Source organism: Kribbella sp. NPDC104740 (assembly GCF_055583505.1).
Genome location: NZ_JBVJNV010000009.1, coordinates 68,001 through 83,354, shown reverse-complemented (window position 1 = coordinate 83,354; position 15,354 = coordinate 68,001). Strand labels below are relative to the sequence as shown.

General features: G+C 69.4%; 12 protein-coding genes and 1 riboswitch. Of the genes, 8 read left to right on the top strand and 4 right to left on the bottom strand.

The annotated features are described in order from the left end of the window. Positions 1-17 precede the first annotated feature (17 nt). Positions 18-926, bottom strand: coding sequence for a class I SAM-dependent methyltransferase (locus ACZ6Z4_RS34415; protein WP_465574668.1), 909 nt, complete (start codon positions 924-926; stop codon positions 18-20). Positions 927-1,246: 320 nt separating this feature from the next. On the opposite strand from ACZ6Z4_RS34415, the gene ACZ6Z4_RS34410 reads away from it, so the two are divergent. The 3 genes from ACZ6Z4_RS34410 (at position 1,247) to ACZ6Z4_RS34400 (ending at position 6,094) form a co-directional block, all read left to right on the top strand. Next, positions 1,247-1,828, top strand: coding sequence for a DinB family protein (locus ACZ6Z4_RS34410; protein WP_465574664.1), 582 nt, complete (start codon positions 1,247-1,249; stop codon positions 1,826-1,828). Positions 1,829-1,886: 58 nt separating this feature from the next. Continuing rightward, a riboswitch (cobalamin riboswitch) is annotated at positions 1,887-2,043 on the top strand. 131 nt (positions 2,044-2,174) lie between these two features. Next, positions 2,175-5,042 carry a ribonucleoside-diphosphate reductase subunit alpha gene (locus ACZ6Z4_RS34405; RefSeq protein WP_465574661.1) on the top strand — a complete coding sequence of 956 codons (2,868 nt, stop codon included), beginning with the start codon at positions 2,175-2,177 and terminating at the stop codon, positions 5,040-5,042. Continuing rightward, on the top strand, positions 5,039-6,094 hold the full coding sequence (locus tag ACZ6Z4_RS34400) for a ribonucleotide-diphosphate reductase subunit beta (RefSeq protein WP_465574658.1): 1,056 nt from the start codon (positions 5,039-5,041) through the stop codon (positions 6,092-6,094). The genes ACZ6Z4_RS34405 and ACZ6Z4_RS34400 overlap by 4 nt, the downstream gene beginning before the upstream one ends. Before the next feature lie 783 nt (positions 6,095-6,877). Here the strand turns inward: ACZ6Z4_RS34400 and ACZ6Z4_RS34395 are convergent. From ACZ6Z4_RS34395 to ACZ6Z4_RS34385, 3 genes are read right to left on the bottom strand one after another with little or no spacing between them, the layout of a single operon-like run. Next, positions 6,878-7,456: an isochorismatase family protein gene (locus ACZ6Z4_RS34395; RefSeq protein ID WP_465574655.1), complete on the bottom strand. Its 579-nt coding sequence runs from the start codon at positions 7,454-7,456 to the stop codon at positions 6,878-6,880. Positions 7,457-7,470: 14 nt separating this feature from the next. Beyond that, a complete protein-coding gene (locus ACZ6Z4_RS34390) occupies positions 7,471-9,027 on the bottom strand; it encodes an MFS transporter (RefSeq protein ID WP_465574652.1) in 1,557 nt (518 codons plus the stop codon). Beyond that, entirely contained in the window at positions 9,024-9,458 is a 435-nt protein-coding gene (locus tag ACZ6Z4_RS34385) for a MarR family winged helix-turn-helix transcriptional regulator (protein WP_465574647.1), read from the bottom strand. Before ACZ6Z4_RS34385 ends, ACZ6Z4_RS34390 begins: the two co-directional genes overlap by 4 nt. A 144-nt stretch (positions 9,459-9,602) precedes the next feature. Here ACZ6Z4_RS34385 and ACZ6Z4_RS34380 point away from each other — a divergent pair, with 144 nt between their 5' ends. Genes ACZ6Z4_RS34380 through ACZ6Z4_RS34360 form a run of 5 tightly spaced genes read left to right on the top strand, consistent with a single transcriptional unit; the run spans position 9,603 to position 15,342 of the window. Next, positions 9,603-10,742, top strand: coding sequence for an ROK family transcriptional regulator (locus ACZ6Z4_RS34380; RefSeq protein WP_465574644.1), 1,140 nt, complete (start codon positions 9,603-9,605; stop codon positions 10,740-10,742). Between the two features lie 11 nt (positions 10,743-10,753). After that, positions 10,754-12,049 (top strand): extracellular solute-binding protein, encoded by a 1,296-nt coding sequence (locus ACZ6Z4_RS34375; protein ID WP_465574641.1) that lies wholly within the window; start codon positions 10,754-10,756, stop codon positions 12,047-12,049. 12 nt (positions 12,050-12,061) lie between these two features. Further along, positions 12,062-13,036 carry a carbohydrate ABC transporter permease gene (locus tag ACZ6Z4_RS34370; protein ID WP_465574638.1) on the top strand — a complete coding sequence of 325 codons (975 nt, stop codon included), beginning with the start codon at positions 12,062-12,064 and terminating at the stop codon, positions 13,034-13,036. After that, complete coding sequence (locus ACZ6Z4_RS34365; protein WP_465574635.1) at positions 13,033-13,851, top strand: carbohydrate ABC transporter permease; 819 nt, start codon at positions 13,033-13,035, stop codon at positions 13,849-13,851. The genes ACZ6Z4_RS34370 and ACZ6Z4_RS34365 overlap by 4 nt, the downstream gene beginning before the upstream one ends. Before the next feature lie 21 nt (positions 13,852-13,872). Next, positions 13,873-15,342 (top strand): glycoside hydrolase family 3 protein, encoded by a 1,470-nt coding sequence (locus tag ACZ6Z4_RS34360; RefSeq protein WP_465574632.1) that lies wholly within the window; start codon positions 13,873-13,875, stop codon positions 15,340-15,342. The last annotated feature ends 12 nt before the right edge of the window (positions 15,343-15,354 follow it).

Here is a 15,354-nt window from a genome sequence, read left to right as displayed (position 1 = left end):
CGACCTCCCGCTCCCCCTCAGACCTTCGTGGCCTTCAGCGCGAACAGCAGCGGTATACGTGGCTGATCGTCCGGCAGTCGCCACCAGCCTTCGGGCGTCTGGACCATCGACGACCAGCGCGGCCACTGCAGGACCTCGGACTCGCGCAGGCTGTCGATCCGGAACCCGGCAGCGGACAGCGTCGTGACCAGCTCCCCCAGTCCGTGCATCCACTCGTAGCTCGTGTTCCGCCCCGGCACCTCGTCGCCGGTGTAGGTGACCGTCGACTCGTGCGCGATCGGACCCCGGCCTTCCAGGTAGTCGTTCCGCAGCACCAACTCGTCGGACTCTCCCGGCAGCCCCACCGGTCGCAGCGCGTTGAGCAGCGGATGAAACTCCACGACGTACAGGAACCCGCCCGGCATCAGCAGCCCGTTGACCACGTCGGCCCACTTGGCCAGGTCAGGCAGGTAGCAGAGCGCGCCCTTGCCGGTGTAGACGACGTCGAACCGGCGGCCGCCGAACGCTTCTTCCGCGTCGTACACGTTGGACTGCACGTACTCGATGCCGACGCCGGCCTCGTGCGCGAGCCGCCGGGCGGCGTCGAGCGACCGCCCGGACAGGTCGAGCCCGAACGTCTTGGCGCCCCGCCGCGCGAACGCGATCGTCTCGGTCCCCAGGTGGCACTGCAGGTGCACGACGTCGCGGCCGTCGAGCTCGCCCAGGTCGGCCCACTCGTAGTCGGCGAACCAGAAGTCGGCCGGGCGTTCGTAGAACGCGCTCGCCGCGTGCAGTGGTGCCCGTGCGTCCCAGTCCGCCTCGTTGGCCGCCACCTGCGCCAGCTCGTGCGCGTTCAGCCCCACGGGCTTCTCCTTCTGTCGCCTGACCCGGTCGTCGTTCTCCCAGTCTCTCCAGGCCCAGGTCCAGACGTCCCCACTGAGGCTCACCTTCGCCGTCCTGACGTCACGACCTGCCCCCTCGGCACCCTGTCCGCGCAGCGGCCGTGCCCCCGGACCGTCCCGAGAGCGTTCCCCCAGCCCTGCTCACCCAGCGTGACTCTACTCCTGTCGGACACGCTGAGTAGTCACGAACCGGTCTCACTCCGCACCATCTCCCCGAACGTTTCGCCGATAGCAGTCGACGACCATCAGCGCCAGCACCGACACGCTGTGCTGATTGACTTCGTGGCCTCTTCTCGACCACAATTCGAACACATGTTCGAAGCAAGGACAAACCGCGGGGACTTCGGGGAGCGTGAGGATCTGTGATGCCGGAACCGTTCGACTGGGACATCCTGGAACGACCGTCGGCGATGGCGATGGTGCGCGGCCAGCTCGGTTTCAGCTGGATGGTGCTGGCCGGGCGACTGGCGGCACTGACCGACGACGAGTACTTCTGGCGACCGAGCGCGGAGGCGCTCACCGTCGTCCGCCGCCGGTACTCCGGCCGCTACCGCGCGCTCGGCTCCGGCGAGTGGGTCGCCCAGTGGCCGAACGAGCCGAACCACCGCGGCCCGCGCACGATCGCCTGGCTGATCGCACACCTGACCGAGACGTTCTTCGAGCGCTGGGAGTGGACCTTCGGCGAGAAGCTCCAGGGCCGCACCGACATCACCCTGCACGGCAACGCCCGGGACGCGGTCGCCTGGCTGACCCACTGGGTGAACGCCTGGCAGGAGTCGATCGCCGGCCTGGAGGAGGACCAGGTGATGACCGTCGGCCTCAGCCAGGCCTCCGAGCTGGACGCCGCGGAGCCCTTCGGGCACGTCGTACTGCGGCTCAACCGGGAGCTGATCCACCACGGCTCGGAGATCATGACGCTCCAGGACCTGCATGCACTGGCCGCCTGAAACCACTAGATGTGCGACACGCGGCGCGTCGAGGCACAACATGTCGGGGTCTACCGCTAGTGTTCTGCGTGCTGGTGGTTCTGCCCGGGCGACGCGAGGTCGCGCGGCCGGGCGGAGGCAACAGGGGAATCCGGTGCGAGTCCGGAGCTGCCCCGCAACGGTGAGCGGACAGGTCGTCCGCGAGTCCGAGTACCTGCCACCGGTACGCGTACCGCCGGTACGCGTCGGTCCGAGACCTCGTGGGTGGGTCGGTGGGCGTGCAGGCAGTCGTACTCGCCGTACTGCCGCTCGTCACGCGTTCTCCCGCAGGTCGTGGTCCTTCGGAACTCGCGTGGAGAGAGCGCCTGTGACCATCGTTTCGTCTTCGTCGCCGACCGCGGCGGGCCTCGTGCCCGGTGCGGCGGCGTCCCAGCTGACCGTCGTCCGCCGCGACGGCACCAGCACCACCTTCGACCCGACCAAGATCGCGGTCGCGATGAGCAAGGCCTTCCTGGCCGTCGAGGGCGCCGAGGCCGGCGCCAGCCACCGCGTCCGCGACCTCGTCACCGACCTGACCGACCGCGTCGTCACCGCGCTCACCACGCGCGGCGACGTCCGCCGCAGCGTGCAGGTCGAGGACATCCAGGACCAGGTCGAGCTGGCGCTGATGCGCGCCGGCGAGCACCAGGTCGCCCGCGCGTACGTGCTCTACCGCGAGGAGCGCACCAAGGCGCGCACTCCCGCCGACGCGGCCGGTGCCGCCGAGACCCCGGTCATCACTGTCCGTGGCGTCCACGGTGACACTGCGCCACTGGACGTCGCGCGCCTCCGGCTGGTGATCGCCGAGGCGGCCGCCGGGCTGGACGCGGTCGACCCCGAGCAGATCCTGAACGAGACGCTCGGCTCCTGCTACGACGGCATCGCCCAGCACGAGGTCGAGCTGGCGCTGGTGATGGCCGCCCGGTCGTACGTCGAGACCGAGCCGCAGTACAGCCAGGCCGCGGCCCGGCTGCTGCTCGACCAGATCCGCCGCGAGACCCTCGGCCGCGTGCACGGCGAGCCCCGGCAGGCCAGCCAGGCCGACATGAGCACGGCGTACGCCGAGTACTTCCCGCGCTACATCGAGACCGGGATCGAGGCCGGGCTGCTCGACCCCGAACTGGCCACGTTCGACCTGGAGCGGCTGGCCGCGGCGATCCGGCCCGAGCGCGACCTGGACTTCGCGTTCCTCGGCCTGCAGACCCTCTACGACCGGTACCTGCTGCACATCGACAAGGTCCGCTTCGAGCTGCCGCAGGCGTTCTACCTGCGGGTGGCGATGGGGATGGCGCTCAAGGAGGACGACCGGGAGGCCCGGGCGCTGCAGTTCTACGAGCTGCTCAGCTCGTTCCGCTTCATGTCCTCGACGCCCACCCTGTTCAACTCCGGCACCACCCGGCCGCAGCTGTCGTCGTGCTTCCTGACCACGGTCGACGACGACCTGTCCGGCATCTTCGCCGGCATCCGCAACAACGCCCTGCTGGCCAAGTACTCCGGCGGCCTGGGCAACGACTGGACCCCGGTCCGCGGCATCGGCGCCAAGATCCGCGGTACCAACGGCGAGTCCCAGGGCGTCGTCCCGTTCCTGAAGATCGCCAACGACACCGCGGTCGCGGTCAACCAGGGCGGCAAGCGCAAGGGTGCCGTCTGCGCGTACCTCGAGACCTGGCACATGGACATCGAGGAGTTCCTCGACCTGCGCAAGAACACCGGTGACGAGCGCCGCCGCACCCACGACATGAACACCGCGAACTGGGTGCCCGACCTGTTCCTCCAGCGGGTCGAGGCCGGCGGCGACTGGACGCTGTTCTCGCCCGACGAGGTGCCGGACCTGCACGACCTGTACGGCGCGGCCTTCGCCACGGCGTACGAGGCCTACGAGCGCAGGGCCGACCAGGGCGAGATCCGGGTCTTCCGCCGGGTCAAGGCCGTCGACCTGTGGCGCCGGATGCTGACCGTGCTGTTCGAGACCGGGCACCCGTGGATCACCTTCAAGGACGCCTGCAACCTGCGCTCCCCGCAGCAGCACGACGGCGTGGTGCACTCGTCCAACCTGTGCACCGAGATCACGCTGAACACGACCGTCGACGAGACCGCCGTCTGCAACCTCGGCTCGGTCAACCTGGTCGCCCACCTGACCGAGACCGGCCTCGACGCGGAGTTGCTGCGCGACACGGTGAAGACCGCGGTCCGGATGCTCGACAACGTGATCGACGTGAACTTCTACACCACGCCGGAGTCCGAGCGCGCGAACCAGCGGCACCGCCCGGTCGGCCTCGGCCTGATGGGCTTCGCCGACGCGCTGTTCGCGCTGCGCATCCCGTACTCCTCGGACGCCGCGGTCGAGTTCGCCGACGTCTCGATGGAGGCGATCAGCTACCACGCGATCGAGGCGTCGACCGATCTCGCCGCCGAGCGCGGCACGTACCAGACGTACGCCGGTTCGCTGTGGAGCCAGGGCGTGCTGCCGATCGACTCGCTCGAGCTGCTGCGCTCCGCCCGGCAGGGCGACCTGCAGGTCGACACCGGCCGAACGCTCGACTGGGAGGCGCTGCGCGCGAAGGTGCTGAAGGACGGCATGCGCAACTCCAACGTGCTGGCGATCGCGCCGACCGCGACGATCTCCAACATCTGCGGGGTCAGCCAGTCGATCGAGCCGACGTACAGCAACCTGTTCGTGAAGTCGAACATGTCCGGTGAGTTCACCGTCGCCAACCCGTACCTGGTCGCCGACCTGAAGGCGCGCGGGCTGTGGGACCAGGTGATGGTCTCCGACCTCAAGTACCACGACGGCGTACTGGCGCAGATCGAGCGGATCCCGGCAGACCTGCGCGAGCTGTACGCGACGGCGTTCGAGATCGATCCGCTGTGGCTGGTGAAGGCGGCATCGCGCCGGCAGAAGTGGATCGACCAGGCGCAGTCGCTGAACCTCTACATGTCCGCGCCGTCCGGGAAGGCGCTCGACGAGCTGTACCGGGGTGCGTGGCGGTACGGGCTGAAGACGACGTACTACCTGCGCTCGCAGTCCGCGACGCATGTGGAGAAGTCGACACTGCAAGGGACGGACGGTCGTCTGAATGCAGTACCGGTCACGCCTGCTCCGAAGCCCGCACCTGAAGTTCCCATGGACGACACGCTGCTCGACGCCCCCGCCGTCTGCAAGATCGACGACCCCGATTGCGAGGCCTGCCAGTGACTGCCACCGGACTTGGTGAGATCACCGTCGGCGCTTCCCGGGTCGAGGTCGCCGACAAGGCGATGATCAACGCCCGCGCCGACGTCAACCAGCTGCTCCCGTTGAAGTACCAGTGGGCCTGGGACAAGTACCTTGCCGCCTGCAACAACCACTGGATGCCGACCGAGGTCTCCATGCAGGCCGACATCGCACTGTGGAAGTCCAAGGACGGCCTCACCGAGGACGAGCGCCTGATGCTGAAGCGCAACCTCGGCTTCTTCGCCACTGCGGAGTCCCTGGTCGCGAACAACATCGTGCTCGCGGTCTACCGCCAGCTGACCAACCCCGAGTGCCGCCAGTACCTGCTCCGGCAGGCGTTCGAGGAGGCCGTGCACACGCACACCTTCCAGTACATCTGCACCTCGCTCGGTCTCGACGAGGGCGAGCTGTTCAACATGTACCGCGAGGTCCCGTCGATCTCCGACAAGGACGCCTGGGCGCTGAAGTACACCCGGCACCTGGAGGACGGCAACTTCCGCACCGGTACGCCGGAGGCCGACACCGACTTCCTGCGCGACCTGATCGCCTTCTACGTGGTCTTCGAGGGCATGTGGTTCTACACCGGTTTCGCGCAGATCCTGTCGCTCGGCCGGCGGAACAAGATGGTCGGCATCGCCGAGCAGTATCAGTACATCCTGCGCGACGAGTCGATCCACCTGAACTTCGGCATCGACTGCATCAACCAGATCAAGCAGGAGAACCCACACCTGTGGACACCGGAGTTCCAGGCCGAGGTCCGCCAGATGCTCACCGAGGCCTGCAACCTGGAGGTCGCCTACGGCCGCTCGACCATGCCCAACGGCATGCTCGGCCTGACCGCCGACCTGTGCGAGCAGTACATGCACTTCATCACCGACCGCCGCGCCGAACAGATCGGCCTCACCCCCATCTTCGGCGAAACCCGCAACCCGTTCGGCTGGATGTCCGAGGTGATGGACCTGAAGAAGGAAAAGAACTTCTTCGAAACCCGAGTCATCGAGTACCAGTCGGCCTCGGGCCTCACTTGGGACTGAGAGAAGGCGCCTGGAGCGGCGCGTAAGAGCACCACACCGAGGCGCACACACCGGTGTCCTCCTCGCCCAGCAGCCGAAGCCTCGCCTGCTCGTCGCCAGAGGCACCGCCGTCACCCCCGCATCCCAGCTCGCCCCCACCCGCATCGCGCGTGGGGGCGAGCTACGTGAAAGGCGAGCAAGCCGAGCAGCAGCGGGCGAGCGAACAGCGATGGGGCGACCAGGCAGCGTCGGCAGCAGAAACCAGCGAGGCGAGCGAGCAGCGCCAAGCGCGAGGGAAGCGAGCAGCGCCAGCGCCAAGTGCTAGGGCGGCGCCAGCGGCAGCCCCAACGCCCGGGCATCGGCAGCGGCAGCGGCGGGAGCAAGCAGGCACGCAGGCGCCGAGGCGGGCGGACTGCGCCAGCGCCAAGCGCGAGGGCAGCGACTGCGCCGGCGCTAAGTGCGAGAGCGGCGCCAGCGGCAGCTCCAGCGCCGGGCACCGGCAGCAGGGGCAGCGCCTGCGCCAGTGCGCCTCCAGCGGCAGAGGTGCCCCGCAGCCTCGCTCGCTCCGCCCGCATCGCGCACGGGCGTGGGCCTGGTGGAACACGAGCACGCCGAGCAACGGCTGGACGAGCGAGCAGCGGGAGGGCAAGGAGGTAGCGGACTAGCGGCAGCAGGGCGAGCGGGCTGCGCCAGCGCCAAGCGCGAGGGCAGCGACTGCGCCAGCGCTAAGTGCGAGAGCGGCGCCAGCGGCAGCGCCAGCGCCATGGCAGCGCCAGAGACAGCGTCACCGGCAGCAGCGGGAGGCTACGGGCGGGGCTTGTCGAGCAGGTTGAGGACTTCGGTGGTGGTGCCTGACTCGCCGAGGCGGGGGAAGATTGTTTGGAGGGTGAAGGTGTGGCCCTCCTCCGACAGGTCGGACATGGCGTCGGTGGCGAGGGTGACGTGGTAGCCGTGGGCGTGGGCTTCTCGGGCGGTGGTGTCGACGCCGATGCTGGTGGCGATGCCGGTGAGGACGATCTGGGTGATGCCTCGGCGGCGGAGGTGGAGGTCGAGGTCGGTGCCGTAGAAGGCGCCCCAGTTGCGTTTGGTGACGATGATGTCGTCGGGGTGGTCGGCGAGGGCGGGGACTATTTGGTCGCCGTTCTCGATCGGAGCCGATGCGCGGCGGGGAGATTCGGTGCGGCCGGGGGTCCACTCGCCGGGGGCGGCGCTGACTCGGACGAGGACGACGGGGAGCTGGTGCGCGCGGAAGGCTTCGGCGAGTTTCGCCGTACGGGCGATCACGTCGGCGGCGGAGTGCGGTGCGACGGGGAGGGCGGCGACGGCGTTCTGGAGGTCGATGACGACCAACGCGGTGTTCGGGTCGAGGGTGGTGAGAGCCACGTGTGGGAGACCTTTCACTTGATCCGGGACAGGGAGCGGTCGAGCGCGGTGAGGACGAGCAGCAGTACGCCGACGCCGAGCAGGAACCAGGAGAGTTCGTGCAGTCCGGTGGTGGTCGCGCCGTCGGAGAAGAACGACGCGTTCGCGGCGGCCGCGGTGAGGGCGCCGAGGTAGGTGCAGGTGCGGAGCAGGCCCGCGGACGAGCCCATCCGGGCGGGGTCGGCCTGGTGGTACAGGGCGTTCTGGTTGGCGAGGCCGTTGAGTCCTTGGGGGAAACCGGCGAGCACGCCGAGGCCGACGAGCAGCCAGAGCGGACTGCCGCTGCCGGCCAGGTGAAGCGCGGCGACGGCGATCAGGAGAGTGATGCTTCCGGCGACGAGCTTGCCGCGGACGGCGGAACGCCGGCCGGTGATCGCCGTGATCGCGACGGCGGCGAGAGACATCGGGAGCAGGACGAGACCAGCTGTTGGAGCGCTCAGCGAGCGGCCCTCTTCGAGCCACTGGGTGAAGCCGTAGAGGAACGAGTAGGAGACCACGAACGTGCAGATCTGACGCCCGTACGTCGCCAGCAGCGGTCCGTTGCCGCCCAGCACGCGCAGGTCGATGAACGGGTCGGGCGCCCGGAGCTCGCGCCAGGCGAAGCCGATGCCCACGGCAACAGCCACGCCGACCAGCCAGAGGGTCGACAGGCTGGGTCGCATCAGAAAGCCCATGAAGCTGACCAGCATCGCGGCGAACAAGAGGATCCCCGCCAGGTCGAGCTTGCCCCGCCCGCCAGCCGTCCCAGCGGCCGGTGCGTGCCGGCCGCCTGCCTCGTCGGGCCGGTCGGACCGGTCGGGCTCACCTGTTGTTCGCGGCAACCAGATCGCGCCCAGGACCACGCAGGCCAGCGAGAGCGGCACGTTGACCGTGAAGATCAGGTGCCACCCACCCAACCCGATCAGCAACCCTCCGAGCGTCGGCCCGATCACCGCGATCACCTGGTTGGCGATCGACAGCGCGCTCAGCACACCCGTCGGGCTGTCCATCCCCGTGCGGTCGGCCTCGCTGCGGATGAGCGACATCGACGCCGGGTACGCCGCCGAGGTCCCGAAGCCGAGCAGCACGCGCGAGACGATCAGCACCCCGAGCGTCGGCGCGAACGCGCCGAGCAGCCCGGCGACTCCGACGAGCGCCGTACCGATCAGGTAGAGCGGGCGCGGTCCGTACCGGTCGACCAGGCGGCCCATCACCGGTTGGCCGACGGCGGTCGCGAGGTAGAGCCCGGTCACCAGCCACGCGGTGTCCGCCGGCCCTACCCCGAACGCTGCCCCGATCGGCACCAGCGCGACCGCGAGCATCGACGAGTTGATCGGGTTGAGGATCGACCCGAGCAGCATCGGCGGCACCAACGTCCGCCGGAACCGCTCGGGGGCTTCCGCGCCGCGCGTCGCCGAGGCGAGGTCGTCCTCGCCAGGTGTCGCCGAGGCGATCTCGTCCTCCCTGGGCACGGCCGACGCGAGCTCGTCTTCGCCGCGCGTCGCCGAAGCGTCGGCCACCTCGCCGGGGGTGCCGGACCTGCCTGCGGTCAAGCCTGCGTCACCTCGTCCAGCAAACCCAGAGCAGCGATCAGAGCAACCCGCTGCTCCTCCGTGCACCGCTCCTCCAGCGCCGCCGCCAGCCACTCCTGCCGCACCCGCCGTCCACCCTGCAACCGCTCAATCCCAGCAGCAGTCAACGACAACACCTGTCGCCGCTTGTCCGCCGCATCAGGCGCCCGCGTCACCATCCCGAGCTCCAGCAGCACCCCAACGGTCGCCGCCATCGACTGCGGCCTGACCCGCTCAGCAGCAGCGAGCGCGCTCGCCGTCGCGGGCCCGTCCTTGTCCAGACGCACGAGCACCGACGACTGCGACGGCGTCAGGTCCTCGGCGTCCGCGAGCTCACGCAACCGACGGTGCAGCCGCCCGAAAACGGCCCGCACCTCGCTCGCCGCCCGCACCGAACTCTCGGAGATCTCCACACCGACCAACCTAGACCATCAGTCCAAACTGATCAGTTCAGCCTGTGCAACCAGAATGCATACAGAAGTCTGTAACCCCTGGACAGCGGTTACCGCGCAGCGCTAACCTCACAGCTCAACCAATTCTATTCACCGTGAGAATAAATGACGAAGCTGGTACGAGGCAGCGCCGGGACCCGGTCGGCCAACCGCGGCGCGATCATCGCCGCGGTGCTGTCCGGGGCCGGGATCGACCGCCGCCAACTGGTCGAGCAGACCGGGCTGAGCTGGGCCACCGTCGCCCGGATCGTCGACGACCTGCTCGCCGACGGGCTGGTGCTGGAGCAGCACAAGATCGTCCGCGACGGTCCCGGCCGCCAGGCCGCTGCCCTCGGTTTCAACCCGCGCGCGGGCCTGGTCGCGGGGATCGACCTCGGCGGCACCTACTGCCGGACCGTCCTCGCCGACGCGCTCGGCACCGACGTCGTCCGCCGCCGCGACGAGACCCCGCGCGACCTGGCCGCCGTCGAACTGGCCCAGTGGATCGCCGCCCGCGTCCTCGACCTGGTCGAGCAGCACGGCGACGGCGTACCGCTGACCTCGGTCGCGATCGGCCTGCCCGGTGTGGTCGCCGCGACCAAGGACCGGGTCGTCGGCGCGTTCAACCTCCCGCAGATCCTCGGTACGACGTTCGTCGAGACCGTCGCCGACGAGCTCAAGGTCCCGACGACCATCGACAACGACTCCAACCTCGCGCTGCTCGGCGAGCTGCACTACGGCGAGCTGCCGCGCGACGAGACCGTCGTACTGCTCAGCCTCGGCACCGGTCTCGGCTCGGCGGTCGCGTTCGACGGGCAGGTGATCGCCGGACCGGAAGGCCTGCTCGGCGAGTTCGGACGGCTCCGCCTCCCGGGGCGCCCGGAGCGTCTCCGCGACCTGCTCTCCGGCGCCGGTCTGCTCAACCTCGCGCAGCAGCAGGGCCACCAGGTCACCAAAGCCGACGAGGTGTTTGCCGACCCGGCACGCTTCCCCGCGTTGCTCGACGACGTCCACGAGGCGCTGCTGCATCTGGTCTCGATCGTCGCCCTGGCCTACGAGCCACAGACGGTCGTGTTCACCGGCGGCTTCTCGGCCGCGTTCACCGACACCGTGCTCGACGAGGTCGGCAGTACGACGTACGAAACGGTCGGCGTGCGCACCGCTCTGCGCCGGTCTGTGCTCGGGGACTCCGGCGGCCTGCTGGGCGCGACCGCCGCGGCCCTGAGCGGTTACCACACCGCGATCGGCGTGGCCCGCCACCAGTGAAAGGAACAACCATGAAGCGTTGGAAGACGGCCGGCCTCGCCGCCGCGGTCTCGATCGCCCTGACCAGTCTGGCCGCCTGCGGGGGTGGTGACGCCAGCAGCTCGGGGCCGACGAACGAGCTGACGGTCTGGATGATGACCGGCGGCCCGGGCGACAACAAGATCATCGACGACGTGACCAAGCAGTTCCACGAGAAGCATCCCGACGTGACCGTCAAGGTCGAGGTGCAGCAGTGGGACAACATCGTCACCAAGCTGACCACGGCACTGGCCTCGGACAACCCGCCCGACATCGTCGAGATGGGCAACACCCAGACTCCGCTGCTGACGGCGTCCGGCGCGCTGGCCGATCTCACGGGCGACAAGGGCGACTTCGAGTCCTCGGACAAGTGGCTGGCCGGGCTCGCCGGCCCCTCGACGTACCAGGACAAGCTCTACGCCACTCCCCTGTACGGCGGGACGAAGGTCGTCATGTACAGCAAGAAGATGTTCGCCGCGGCCGGCATCGCCAAGCCGCCGGCGACCGTCGACGAGCTGATCGCGGCCTGCGGCAAGCTCGCCCAGGCGCACAAGACGCCGAACTTCTCCGCCTTCTACATGCCCGGCCAGTACTGGTTCGCCGGGATGCCGTTCCTGTTCGGCAAGGGCGGCGCGATCGCCACCGAGGACAACGGCAAGTGGACCGCGACGATGAGCAGCGCCGAGAACCAGGCCGGCCTGGCCGAGTGGCGGAAGTTCCAGAACGCCTGCTCGACCCCGTCGTCGATCGGCGCCAACACCGACAGCCCCGACCAGGACCAGGTCTTCGCCGACAGCAAGGCCGCGATGATCTACGTGAAGGCCTGGGAGCCGGGTGCGGTCGCGGAGAAGAACGCGAAGACCGCGGCCGACGCCGGCTTCTTCATCATGCCGGGCTACCAGCCGAACGAGCCGCTCCCGGTGATCGTGGCCGGCTCGACGATCGGCATCGCGGCCAAGAGCCCGAACAAGGACGTCGCCGTGGACTGGCTGAAGGCGATCACCGGCAAGACCTTCCAGCAGACGATGACCAAGACCATCCACCAGCTCCCGGTCGTCCCCGACTTCCTGCCGACCGGCGACATCCCGGACATCCTGAAGCTCGGCACGCAGGCCGCGACGGTCAGCCGCGCGCTGCCGGCCACGCCGGGTGAGGCGACGCTGGAGACCGAGAGCTACAACGAGCAGTTCTTCGCCAAGATCGCGAAGGGCGCCGACATCGCCGGCGCCGCGCAGGAGTACGACAAGCACGCGACCGAGGCGTTCAACGCGCTGTCCGGTCCGCGCTGACGGTCACGGCTGATGACCTCGCTCACGCAGGCCCCGGAACCGGCCACCGCAACGCCCGCGCCGCAGCGCACGGGCGCGGCGGTCCGGGCCGGCCGGCTCGCGCGCTTCACGCCGTACGGGCTGGTCGGGCCGGCCGTGCTCGCCTTCGCGGCCGTGCTCGGGTACCCGCTGGTCCGGCTGGTCTGGCTGTCGGTGCAGGACTTCGGGCCGCGGTCGCTGTTCACCGGCGAGGCACCGTTCGTTGGTCTCGGCAACTTCACCCGGGTGCTCGGCGACGCCGACTTCTGGCACGTGCTGCTGCGCACGCTGGTGGTCAGCGTCGGCTGCGTGGTCAGCCTGATGGTGATCGGCTTCCTGCTCGCGTCGCTGCTGCGCCTGGTCTCGAACTGGGCGCGGGTGATGCTGTCGGTCTGCCTGGTGCTGGTCTGGGCGATGCCGATGGTGTCGGCGTCGATGATCTGGCGCTGGCTGTTCGAGCCGCAGTACGGCGTGCTGAACTGGGTGATCACGCAGCTGCAGGTGTTCGGCGACTTCTCGGCGCACGACTGGTTCTCGTCACCCGGCCAGGCGCTGTTCCTGATCATCGCGCTGATCGTCTGGAAGGGCCTGCCGTTCGTCGCCCTCACCCTGTACGCCGCGATGGGCCAGATCCCCGACGACCTGTACGAGGCCTCCGGCCTGGACGGCGCCGGCCGGTGGGCGACCGCGCGGCACGTGACGCTGCCGATCCTCGGCCCGGTGCTCGGGGTCCTGGTGCTGCTCGAGGTGATCTGGTCGGTGAACTCGTTCACCCCGTTCTGGGTGCTCACCCAGGGCGGTCCCGACGGCGGTACGACGACGCTCGGCGTCTACTCGTTCCTGGAGGCGTTCACCCGCAACGACTACGGCGGCGGTGCCGCGATCGCGATCATCACGGTCGTGCTGCTCGCCGTACTGGCGGTTCTCTACGTCCGCCGGCTGTTCGCGTCCGGTGAGGTGACCGCATGAACAAGCGCACGGTGCCGAACCTCATCGCGGTCGTGGTCTCGCTGATCGTGATCTTCCCGGTCTACTGGATGTTCGCGACCGCGCTCAAACAACCTGGCCGGATCCTGTCGGCGACGCCCGAATTCATCCCGTGGCCGATCAGCTTCGAGAACTTCAGTACGGCGCTCACCCACGGCTCGTTCCTGCACTACGTCCGGAACTCGTTGCTGGTCTCGGTCTCGACCGTCCTGATCGCACTGGTCGTCGCCCTCGGCGCCTCGATCGCGCTGGCCCGGTTCCGGTTCCTCGGCCGCCGCGCGTTCCTGGTCGGGCTGGTCCTGGTCCAGATGGTGCCGGGCTCGGCGATGGTGATCCCGCTCTACCTGATGCTGCGCTCGGTCGGTGCGATCGACTTCGTGCCCGGCCTGATCATCACCTACATGACCTTCGTGCTGCCGTTCACGATCTGGACGCTGCGCGGGTTCGTGGCCGGCATCCCGCTGGAGCTGGAGGAGGCCGCGATGGTCGACGGCTGCGGCCGGTTCGGCGCGTTCTGGCACATCCAGCTGCCGCTGCTCGCGCCGGGCATCGTGGCCACCTCGATCTTCGCCTTCATCAGCGCCTGGGACGACTACCTGTTCGCCTACGTGTTCCTGAAGTCGCAGAGCAACTACACGCTGCCGGTCTGGCTGGTCTCGTTCCAGACCTCCGACGGTATCGACAACGGCGCCACGATCGCGGCGTCGGCGATCTTCTCGCTGCCGGTCCTGGTCGTCTTCCTGCTGGTCCAGCGCCGGCTGGTCGGCGGCATGACCAGCGGCGCGGTCAAAGGCTGAAACCCCCTCAAGGAGAAACTGATGAGCTCAGAGCTCGAGCGGCTCGCGTACGGCGTACTGTTCCCCGCCCTCGGCCGGCCCCGGGTCCCGAACTGGGTGCCGCCCCGGATCGAGAACGGTCTCGGCGGGTTCGTGATCTTCGGCCGCGACATCGTCGACGGCGACCAGTTCCGCGACCTGGCCGGGCAGCTGCACGCGCTGCGCGACCACGTGCTGCTCTCGATCGACGAGGAGGGCGGTGACGTCAACCGGCTGGAGAACCTCGGCGGCTTCTCGATGCCCGGCAACCGGGCGCTCGGGGAGATCGACGACGTCGAGCTGACCCGGCAGGCCGCGTTCCAGATCGGGCTGTCGCTGGTCGACGCCGGTGTCGACTGGGACCTCGCGCCCGCGGTCGACACCGCCGTGAACCCGCTGAGCCCGAACGGGATCCGCTGCTTCGGCGCCGACCGCGACCTGGTCAGCCGGCACTCGGCCGCGTGGGTCGAGGGCCTGCAGGAGGCCGGCGTGAGCGCCTGCGCCAAGCACTACCCGGGCCACGGGCTGAGCGGCACCGACGCACACCTCGCGACACCGCTCGTCGACGTGTCGCGGGAGGAGCTGCTGGACAGCTACCTCGATCCGTTCCGGGCCGCGATCGCGGCCGGGGTGGACAGCATCATGGTGTCGCACGACCTGGTCCCGCAGGTCGACGACGTCCCGGCGACGATCAGCAAGGTGCTGCTCACCGACATCCTGCGCGGCGAGCTCGGGTACGACGGGGTGGTGATTACCGACGCGCTGGAGATGTACGGGATCGCCGACGTCGCGCCGCTGGCGGAGGCCGCCGTACGGGCGATCGAGGCGGGGGCCGACGCATTGTGCCTGGGGTCGTGGGCGTTCCTGGACGACGTGGAGATCGCCGCGCGGGCGCTCGTCGAGGCGGTGGAGAGCGGGCGGCTGCCGCTGGAGCGGTTGCAGAGCGCGAACGACCGGCTCGCCCGGCTCGGGACGCGACCGAAGGCGGACGTCGCGCTGCGGGACAACGCGCTCGGTGAGCGGCTCGCGGAGCAGGTCGCCGTCGTCCACGGCGATCCGGTGATCCGCAGCGACGCGGCCCTGGTGATCCGGCTGGAGCCGACCCACTCCCCCGCCGCCGGATCGTCGGGTTGGGGCGTCGAGCAACTGCTGCGCGACGCCGGGAAGGTTGTCGAGAGCATCGGTCTGTCGGGTCAGACCTACAACGGCCCCGGGATGGCCAAGGCGGGCGTCGGCGAGTTCCGGTCGGAGTACGGCGACGACAGCCAGGTGGTCCTGCTCGTCCGCGGCGCGCACCGCTTCCCCTGGCAGGAGAAGCTGATCGCCGAGCTGCAGACCCAGCACCCCGACGCGGTCGTCGTCGACATGGGCGTCCCCGGCACCGACTACTCGGCGTTCGCCGCCTGGATCCAGACCTTCGGCAGCGCCAGGGTCTGCGCGGAAGCTGCAGCCCGCCGCCTGCTGGGCCGATGATCACTTTCCTCA

Bases quoted from the DNA above. Each gene is read 5' to 3' on its own strand.
- ACZ6Z4_RS34360 (WP_465574632.1), top strand. From the start codon at position 13,873: ATGAGCTCAGAGCTCGAGCGGCTCGCGTACGGCGTACTGTTCCCCGCC.
- ACZ6Z4_RS34410 (WP_465574664.1), top strand. From the start codon at position 1,247: ATGCCGGAACCGTTCGACTGGGACATCCTGGAACGACCGTCGGCGATG.
- ACZ6Z4_RS34380 (WP_465574644.1), top strand. From the start codon at position 9,603: ATGACGAAGCTGGTACGAGGCAGCGCCGGGACCCGGTCGGCCAACCGC.
- ACZ6Z4_RS34375 (WP_465574641.1), top strand. From the start codon at position 10,754: ATGAAGCGTTGGAAGACGGCCGGCCTCGCCGCCGCGGTCTCGATCGCC.
- ACZ6Z4_RS34365 (WP_465574635.1), top strand. From the start codon at position 13,033: ATGAACAAGCGCACGGTGCCGAACCTCATCGCGGTCGTGGTCTCGCTG.
- ACZ6Z4_RS34370 (WP_465574638.1), top strand. From the start codon at position 12,062: ATGACCTCGCTCACGCAGGCCCCGGAACCGGCCACCGCAACGCCCGCG.